Raw genomic sequence first — 8,895 nt, 5'->3', positions numbered from 1 at the left:
TCCAGTTGTTGCCCGAATTCTGGAAAACTTCGGGCTGATGGAATTCTGTCGCGACTCCGCGGCGACAACGGCCGCGGAGGCCGCCCCGAATGGCAGGCCATTCGCCGCACATTTGACGTCCGCTCCGCGCTGCAAGACAATGCTGGAATGAAAGCGAATCACGCCAGTATTCTGCCCAAGCCCGTCGGCCCCGACTTTTTCCAGGCCTGTCCGTCGTGCGGTCAGCCCAAGTTCCTGGAATTCAAACGGTCAGAGCCGCCGGGCCGCCTTGGCCAATCGCCTCGCGCTTCCAGCGATACAGTATGTTCGTGCCTGACAGTCCGAGCCGCTCGGCCACCGACGACGCCGAATGCCCATCCAGCAGCATCTGCACGGCCTCCTGCTTGAACTCGCCGGCATACGAACGACGACCCTCACGCTGCGATTTCCGCTTGATCCGGGGCATAGAACCGTCCTTCCTGATTCCTTGAGAATAAGGTTTCGGACTGTCCAGAAAACCCCAAGCACCTCAGTGTGTGTGCTTTGGCGACGAGCGCCTCGGCCTGCGACTGATCGACGCCATTCAGCTCGGCGTTCAACGTCACGTTCAGGAAGTAACCGCTGTCATCCTTGTTGAGATTCACGGTCGCGGTCACCTTGATGTCGCTGGGCTTCAGAGAGATTTTGGCCAGCGCGCTAGCTGCCCCGATCGCACCGCCGAAGCAGGCGGAATAGCCCGCCGCGAACAATTGCTCCGGGTTCGTGCCCGGACCATTCGATCCCGGTGGGGAAAGATCAAGGTTGATCTTGCCATCCGGGCTCGTGGCTTTGCCTTCGCGGCCGGCGGTGGCACTGGCGGTTTCTGATGCAAGTACGGTCATGGACCTGTCTCCTTGGAAATGTCTTCCGATGAAGCGGGCTCAATCGAACAATTCTGACGGAGACGGATGGCCTTGGCGACGGACTATGACAAGCCCCGCCAAGGAAATGCGAACGGACGGGGGCGACGCGCCGCTGGCCTTCCGAAAGTCCAATATGGCCCCTTGGCCTTTAAAGATACGCGCGCGAGCTTGAAATTCGCCCCTAACGTCTGGTGAACAAAGTAGCTCCGGCCACGGCCCAAGGTCGAATGGCTTGACCGGGGTAGTCTATGGCCGACCTGCGCGTTTCAGAAACTCTTTGGGCTCATAAGTCGAGACGTTGTACGAGGGCTTAACCAATGAGCGATCAGGATGATGCCGAACGGTGACCAACGTGGAACGGAGACTCTCGGAATTCTGGTTTGTTGGTGTGTCTCGATACGTTCGCTTGGTACTTGCGGTCCGTCGGAAAAGACTCTGTCGAGGATTTCGTACCTACCGACTGTCTACTTTCCAGCGTAACGCGGCGGAACCCGCGACCGGACTCTTAACCTCGTTTTCGCGGGACGCGCGACCAATCCAAATTGACTCGCAAACGAGTATTCCACCTTGTTATACTACTGGCGTGAAAGCCTATTCAATTGCGCTCGTATGTTTTCTCTGCACCGTTTCGGCGACGGCCAGTGACGATCACGCTACTGATTTCGCCCGCGATGTACGTCCGATCCTGGAACGTGCTTGCTGGATCTGCCATGGCCCAGAAAAGCAACTCGGCGGATTGCGATTCGACTTGAAGCACGGAGCCTTGGCGGCGGGCGATTCTGGCGAACCAGCCATCGTCCCAGGCAACGCCAACGAAAGCGAGTTAATCCGCCGAATTGATGCAACAGATGCCGAAATCCGGATGCCCGCCGAAGCCGAATCGCTCAGTGACAGCGAAAAGCTAATACTGCGGAAATGGGTCGACGAGGGTGCCGAGTGGCCGGAGAGCGACAACCCAGTGACGCCGCTCCGCAGCGAGATGATTGTCACCGAAAAAGACCGCCAACACTGGGCCTACCGCCCATTGCAAGCGGTCGAGCCACCTGGCGAGATCGTCTCCGCCTGGCAGCGCACCCCGGTCGATCGCTTCATTATTGCGGCCCTGTCCGCTCAAGGTCTGTGTCCCAATCCGATCGCCGATCGGCGTGTGTTGATCCGCCGGGCGTACTTTGATTTGTTAGGGCTCCCACCTGCTCCGGAAGAAGTCGCGGCGTTTCTGGCCGACCCAGCGGTAGACGCCTACGAGCGATTGGTGGATCGACTTCTGGAGAGTCCTCACTATGGCGAGCGTTGGGGGCGTCACTGGCTCGACGTAGCCCGTTACGCTGATAGCGATGGGATGGAAACCGACCGGGACCGCCCGAACGCGTTTCATTTTCGCGATTTCGTGATTCGGGCCTTGAATTCGGATATGTCGTACCAGACGTTCGTGCGCTGGCAATTGGCTGGCGACGAATACGAACCTGACCATCCCGGAGCGCTGGCCGCCACGGGCTTTCTCACCGCGGCACCTAACCAAGTGCTGACAGTGCCGATGGAAGAGGAACGACTACGGCTGCGATTCAATGAGCTGGACGACATGGCAGCGACGACCGTGTCGGCGTTCCTGGGGCTTACCTTGGCTTGCGCGCGCTGCCACGATCACAAGTTCGACGCCATTCCGACACGTGACTATTATCGGATTCAATGCGCCTTCACGACCACGGCTCGCGACAATGTTGTGCTGGCAACACGGCATGAGGCCGCAAGCTACCGCGATCGCGCCGCGCGTTGGAGTGAAGCGCGCGACGCGGCAAAGTCACGCCTCGATAAGTGGTGGAAAGAACAAAAGCGGCTGCTCACGCCCGCTCTATTCGAAACGAAAATCGACGCGCTGCCGATCACCGTTGAGGAAAAGCAACAATTGCGAGCGACGGATTCAGAGCTCGGAATTAAGCTCGCAGAGAAGTTTGAGGAATTGCTCAAGCTGACTGACGATGACTACCAGGCGGCGTTCAATGATCAGCAGCGCCAGGAAGGTCGGCGATTACAGGCGGAATTGGAGGCGATCGACCGTGAAGAACCGGAATCGCCGCCCCGTGCTTTGGCGATCGTCGATACCGGTGCGGCGCCAGAGCCAACCTGGCTGCTGGCGCGGGGAGACTTCTACGCAAAACAAGAGCCGCTATCGCTGGGGTTTCTCACCGTACTGACCGGTAATAAGTCGCCCGAGGACTATTTGGGGACCACGCGCCGGGAAATGCCGACCGATCGGAGCACGGGCCAGCGTCGCGCCTTGGCCGAATGGGTGACCGATGTTGATCAAGGCGCTGGGGCACTCGCGGCGAGGGTGCTGGTCAACCGTGTCTGGCAGCACCATTTTGGCGACGGCCTGCTGCGCACCGCGAGCGACTTTGGCGTGCGCGGGGAGCCGCCCACGCATCCGGAACTGATGGAATGGCTGGCGCAGGAGTTGGTAAGCGGTGGCTGGCGAATCAAGCCACTGCACCGACAAATCATGACGAGCGCTGTGTACATGCAGTCGTCGGAGTTCAATGCCGAACAGGCCGCAATCGACCCGACCAATCGATTAAACTGGCGACGGCGTCCGCAACGGCTGGAAGCGGAAATCATCCGCGATGCCGTATTACAAGTCAGCGGAAAGCTGAACTTGCAACAGTTTGGCCCGGCCTTCAAGCCGCCGATTCCCGCCGAGGCGATGCTGGCGAGAAATACTCAAGACCCGTATCCGACGGACGCGCCAGACAACGCCGAGACGAGCCGGCGTTCCGTCTATATGTTCCACAAGCGCGTGGTGCAGTATCCATGGATGCAGGCGTTTGACGCACCGGACGCCTCCGTGAGTTGCAGCCGGCGCAATCAAACGACGGTCGCTCCCCAAGCGCTGGCGCTCATGAACGATCACTTTCTCCGCGATCGGGCGGCCAATTTTTCACAACGGCTTTGGGCGGAAAGCCAATCGCCCGATGACTGGGTGACCCGCGGCTACTGGTTGGCCGTTTCTCGCGAGCCAACGAAAGAGGAACGAATTGCTTGCCGCCAATTCCTTAAAGATCAACAAGCTCGTCGGACTGCTCAACTATCGGCAGGCGCCGGTGAGGCTCGCCAGCTCGCGTTGACTGACTTTTGCCAAGCCCTCTTCGGCCTCAATGAGTTCATGTATGTCGACTAAGCGACGTGTGTCATGCGGAAATGTCATGCGGCCGCGTTCCCGCCGCCAATTCTTGGCGCGCGCGGGCGGAGGACTGGGCTTGCTCGCGCTGAGCGACCTGCTGGGTGATTCTGCGATTTCCGCCGGACAACCTGATGGCGCATCGAATGATCCGCTTGCTCCGCGCCCGCCTCACTTTACTGCCCGCGCAAAGTCGGTGATCTGGCTGTTTATGGAAGGAGCGCCGAGCGCCGTCGATCTGTTTGACCCCAAGCCGGAATTGCAGAAGAGCGATGGGAAACAAGTGGCGATCGATGTCTTCAACGGCAACCCCGGCCCCTTGATGAAGTCGCCCTTCAAGTTTCAACAGCATGGCGATTGCGGCGCCTGGGTCTGCGAGAAGTACGCCCGTGTGGCCCGCCATGTAGATGATATCGCCTTCGTCAAATCGTGCTTCACGGAATCGAACGACCACGTTCCGGCGCTGTATCAGATGAATACGGGCGTTCCGCGGGCCGGACTTCCGACCGCGGGCGCGTGGGTGACCTATGGGCTGGGCAGCGACAACCGTAACCTTCCTGGTTTCGTCGTGTTGGGCAACAACGACGGAATCAAGGGTGGCCCGGTCAACTGGAGCGCCGGGTTTCTGCCCACGACCTATCAGGGGACACTCTTTCGCTCGCAAGGCAGTCCCATTCTCAATCTTTCGCGGCCGGAAGATGTTTCCGACGTGGACCAGCGCGCACAGCTCAATCTGCTGCAATCGTTGAATCAGATCCATCTGAAGGATCACCTGGGCGAGCCCGACCTAGAAACTCGTATTCAGAGCTTTGAACTTGCCTACCGTATGCAAACCGAAGCGTCCGATCTGGTTGACTTTTCTGACGAAACGGAAGAAACGCATCGCCTCTATGGACTGAAGGAGGACGTTTCACGATCGTTCGGCACAAAATGCCTGATGGCAAGAAGGCTCGTAGAGCGCGGAGTGCGCTTCGTGCAAGTTTACAGCGACGGCGAATGGGACGCGCACAGCGACCTCGCTGGAAATCATGCCGCGCATTGCGCTGCGACAGATGCGCCGATTCATGGATTGCTGTCTGATCTCAAACGCCGCGGATTGTTTGAATCGACGTTGGTAATCTGGGGCGGAGAATTCGGCCGGATGCCGGTGTCTCAAGGTGGTAGCGGACGGGATCACAACCCGCGCGGGTTTCTCGTCTGGATGGCGGGTGCAGGCATCAAGGGAGGAGTCAGTTATGGCGAGACCGACGAAATCGGGTATCGCGCGGCGGTAAACCCAGTGACGGTACACGACCTTCATGCCACGATGCTGCACTTGCTGGGGCTCGATCACAAGCGATTGACGTATCTCCACAACGGCCGGCGCTATCGACTGACAGACGTGGCCGGCGAATTGCTCACCCCGATCTTGGCGTAAGCGTCGGGCCGCGCCACCGTGACAACTTCTATTTCTCTAGCGGCGTCAATTGTACTTTCCGAAACTCCACTTCGGAGCCTTCCGCCTGGATAGCGATTTGCCCCTTTGACGCGGTGCAATTCGTGCCGTGGTTGACCAAGTCGTCATTGACCCACACCTTCACTTGATCCCCGCTGCATTCGATCACCATCGAGTTCCACTCGCCGACGGGCTTTTCCGATTCGTCCGTGAGATTCAGGATCCGTCGTTCCTTTCCTTCCGTGGCGCCCCAGTTTTCCTTGGGTCCGCGTCGTTGTTCCATGTCCGGCACCGTGATGTCTTCGCCGATGCACCAGAAATCGCCGGCGTTCGTGTGATGCATTTGAACTTCGATCGACTGGGGAAACATTTTATAGAGCATCCGCGGCTTTGATGCGTGAACCAGCACGCCGCAGTTCCCCGGTTCGCCCACAAACCGATACTCGACCTCCAGTCGATAATTGTCGAACACCTCGTCGGTAATCAAATGGCCGCCCGGCGTGCCAAGGCTGACGAGTTTGCTGTCCCGCACGATGAACACAGGCTTGCCGTCGGGCGTATCGTCCAATTCCGGGACGTCCGCGTGCCAACCCGTTAAGTCGCGCCCGTTGAACAAACTGCGGGGCGCCGGATCGCCGTCGCCGAAGTTAAACAGGATGCATGCCACCGACAGACAAAGATGCACGATCATGATTTGTTCTCCCATTCAGCTTGGCAAAGCAACGGTCCGCCCAAGATGCTCGATGCGTTGGAATGCGAGCGGCGACCGCTCCCGCCCCCTATCATAGCATCGATCCAATGCCGGCAAGAGTCACTTGCCTGGTACGAGTTCCAGTACGGCGAAGATCGCCCGATGATCGGATGCAACAGCTTCGTCGAGCACCTTCACGTCGATTACTTTCCAACTTTGTTGCGGGCGAAACAGAACAAAGTCGATTTGCCGGGTCGGCTGATCGACGGGCGTCGTAGCGAGGGGCTGCACGTTCGCCCGGGTCCAGTGTGAAGCGAGCCGCTCGAGGGTCTTGCTATCCGACGTGTCGTTCAGGTCGCCAGCTAGCAGTGCCGGGCGATCTGAATGCCGGGCTGCCCGTTCGTTGATCTTCTGGGCCGATGCCAGGCGTTCCCGGTCGTCGGCGCGATAGTCCAGATGCGTGGCGTAAAGCAGGAAAGGCGGGCTCGTCTCCGACACATTGATTTCCGCTTCGATGACTCCCCGCTGTTCTCCGGCGTCGATGTTGGGCAGCTGATGATTCTCATGGCGAACGATGGGGAACTTGGAAAGCACCGCGTTGCCGTAGTGACCGCCTTGCAGTTCGATGTTGGCGCCAAACGCGACGTGCATTTTGGTCAGCCGTGCCAACTCCGCCGGTTGGTCTACCGACTGTGTGCGCTGTACCTTCTTGTCGACCTCTTGGAGCGCCACCAGGTCGGGTTCGACCGATTGAATAACATCAGCGATCCTTGGCACATCCAGTTTGCCGTCAACGCCTTCCGCGTGGTGAATGTTGTAGCTAAGGATGCGTAAACGAAGCGGTTCCGTGGCGACTGCTGCGTTCGCGATCAGCGTCAGTAATGCGATGGCGACGGCTTGATGCAGATTTGTCACTTGGTTCTCCCACTTCAATCCGCGCAGGTCGGTCAGTTTCGCATAGGACGCCGTCGATGAGTCAACGCAGGTCGCCATGGACAGGGCGCCACAGTCAAGATGGTACAACATTCTTCGATTGCGCACCGCAGGTCTGCGGCGACATCTCAACCGCAGAGGGACGAAAGCTCAATTGCCCGTGAAACCGGTCCCTACCAGTAGCAAAGGAGCCAAGGTCTGAGGGACCTTGGCTCCTGACGCATTCAAATCTGTACTGCCGCCGTCGCGCTAGTTCGACTGGCGACGAAAACGCGCGCCGGCGACGAAGCAGCAGCCGATCAGCGACCAGGCCACGATCGATGCGGGCTCCGGCACGATTTCGACGACCTGATCCTGGAAGTTCGAGTTCGGCCCACGCGAAATACCGTACAGGTTCGCCTTCAGACCAGCGCGCCCAGGTTCAATCACGTACCGCCGTCATAAAACGATTTCCCAGATCGCCACTTGAACGCCGCTGCCTGCAAAGCGTTCGTCAAAGGCAACGTCGACACCTGCGTGGTGATGTGTTGATACCACATGTAGGCAAGTAATGCTGCGGCGGTGCTTCCCATCGGAATGTTGTTCGTCCCTGGCTGAGGGGAGCTAGCCAACAAGTTGACCATGATCCCGCTATAGAATGCGCCGGGGGAGACGTGCTGCGTCAGCTCGATGCAGAATGACACGAAGGAAGTTTTCGATTCTCCGCCGCTGGGCGTGCGAAAAAGCAGATTGTCAGGATTTGCCAGCACGGTCCAGTCAAATCGACCGGCAGCACCGCTGCTGTAGCTGTTGCCGAGCAACGAAACGGTCACGCCGCCGCTACTTAGGCCGAGTCCTTCGAGTTTGGCGTCAATCGTGGGTGCCCGGACACCGGGAATCGTCGCTGAGTTACTGCTGGGTTGGCAATACTTCTTGTGGTTCGCCCTTGAGCGCGGCGTGCTCGATTCCGTTAAGGCGGACGAGTATTTCCAGCTGGCCAGCCAGGAGATTTGCGCGGCCGCTGCAGCTCAAACAGCCCATCAAGTTGCCGCCGAGCCGACCAAACAGTATCTGCGATTGCTCTCGGCGGCACTTGGGTCTGGGCGCGCCCATCTGGCAAGTCCAGATGGTTTGTGTACACCGATGCGCCCGAGGCCTGCGTCTGGCGTACCTCGCACTCCGGTTCGGGAGGCACCGCCCATGAATCGTGGAGTCCGCAAGGCCGCCGTATCGGCTGGGTGGATGGAGATGAGCTGTTCCTGGATCCCGATGCCGCATTCGCTGTGGCGAATCGCCTGGCGGTGGAACAGGGGGACAGCCTGGCCGCAGCTCTGCGAACGCTGCAGAAACGACTTCGTGAGAAGGGTCACCTGCGTTCCACCGACGCCAACCGCCAAACCAACACGGTTCGCCGCACCCTCGAAGGCAGTCGTCGAGAAGTAATACATCTCCACTTTGGCTCTCTCACTGGCGAGCACCTGACCAAACTGACCAATTCACCCCTTAACTTCGAAAGTACCACGACTTGTGGTCAGTTGCCTGGTCAGGTTGTTGGTCAGTTTCGCAGGGATGCGGTAGCCAACCTGACCAGCAAAACTAACCAGAAAACAGAGGAAACCTCCGTTCTGGTCAGTTTGGTCAGGTCAGATACGACTGACGACGCCTCGCAGGAATGTGCTGCTTCCTTCAGCCCAGTCGAGTCGTGGGAGGAAGGAGAAGTCCTCACATGACATACGAGGCGCTGTTGGCTGAGCTCGACCGGCGCTCGGTGGCTTTGTACCTGGAGAATGATCGCCTGCGGTAT

General features: G+C 58.9%; 9 protein-coding genes. 3 read left to right on the top strand and 6 right to left on the bottom strand.

Features of this window, described 5'->3' with window-relative positions; all coding sequences use genetic code 11:
* Window positions 1-241: 241 nt before the first annotated feature.
* Both SGJ19_19215 and SGJ19_19210 read right to left on the bottom strand, forming a co-directional pair.
* Window positions 242-445 (bottom strand): transposase, encoded by a 204-nt coding sequence (locus SGJ19_19215; protein ID MDZ4782380.1) that lies wholly within the window; start codon window positions 443-445, stop codon window positions 242-244.
* The gene (locus SGJ19_19210; GenBank protein MDZ4782379.1) at window positions 414-860 is read right to left on the bottom strand and encodes an Ohr family peroxiredoxin; all 447 of its coding nucleotides are present in this window, start codon (window positions 858-860) and stop codon (window positions 414-416) included. The genes SGJ19_19215 and SGJ19_19210 overlap by 32 nt, the downstream gene beginning before the upstream one ends.
* A 604-nt stretch (window positions 861-1,464) precedes the next feature.
* Here SGJ19_19210 and SGJ19_19205 point away from each other — a divergent pair.
* Together SGJ19_19205 and SGJ19_19200 are read left to right on the top strand one after the other, a co-directional pair.
* A complete protein-coding gene (locus SGJ19_19205) occupies window positions 1,465-4,053 on the top strand; it encodes a PSD1 and planctomycete cytochrome C domain-containing protein (GenBank protein MDZ4782378.1) in 2,589 nt (862 codons plus the stop codon).
* A gap of 25 nt (window positions 4,054-4,078) precedes the next feature.
* Complete coding sequence (locus SGJ19_19200) at window positions 4,079-5,470, top strand: DUF1501 domain-containing protein (GenBank protein ID MDZ4782377.1); 1,392 nt, start codon at window positions 4,079-4,081, stop codon at window positions 5,468-5,470.
* 28 nt (window positions 5,471-5,498) lie between these two features.
* On the opposite strand, the gene SGJ19_19195 is transcribed toward SGJ19_19200, so the two are convergent.
* From SGJ19_19195 to SGJ19_19180, 4 genes are all read right to left on the bottom strand, one after another.
* Entirely contained in the window at window positions 5,499-6,179 is a 681-nt protein-coding gene (locus SGJ19_19195) for a DUF1080 domain-containing protein (protein ID MDZ4782376.1), read from the bottom strand.
* Window positions 6,180-6,299: 120 nt separating this feature from the next.
* Window positions 6,300-7,172: an endonuclease/exonuclease/phosphatase family protein gene (locus tag SGJ19_19190; protein MDZ4782375.1), complete on the bottom strand. Its 873-nt coding sequence runs from the start codon at window positions 7,170-7,172 to the stop codon at window positions 6,300-6,302.
* A 189-nt stretch (window positions 7,173-7,361) separates the two neighbouring features.
* Complete coding sequence (locus tag SGJ19_19185; protein ID MDZ4782374.1) at window positions 7,362-7,541, bottom strand: hypothetical protein; 180 nt, start codon at window positions 7,539-7,541, stop codon at window positions 7,362-7,364.
* Window positions 7,538-7,924: a hypothetical protein gene (locus SGJ19_19180; protein ID MDZ4782373.1), complete on the bottom strand. Its 387-nt coding sequence runs from the start codon at window positions 7,922-7,924 to the stop codon at window positions 7,538-7,540. Before SGJ19_19180 ends, SGJ19_19185 begins: the two co-directional genes overlap by 4 nt.
* A 300-nt stretch (window positions 7,925-8,224) precedes the next feature.
* Here SGJ19_19180 and SGJ19_19175 point away from each other — a divergent pair, with 300 nt between their 5' ends.
* A complete protein-coding gene (locus SGJ19_19175) occupies window positions 8,225-8,821 on the top strand; it encodes a hypothetical protein (GenBank protein MDZ4782372.1) in 597 nt (198 codons plus the stop codon).
* Window positions 8,822-8,895: the final 74 nt, after the last annotated feature.

The sequence above is a fragment of the Planctomycetia bacterium genome (genome assembly GCA_034440135.1).
Lineage (GTDB): Bacteria > Planctomycetota > Planctomycetia > Pirellulales > JALHLM01 > JALHLM01.
This window is presented reverse-complemented; position numbering and strand designations above follow the sequence as displayed.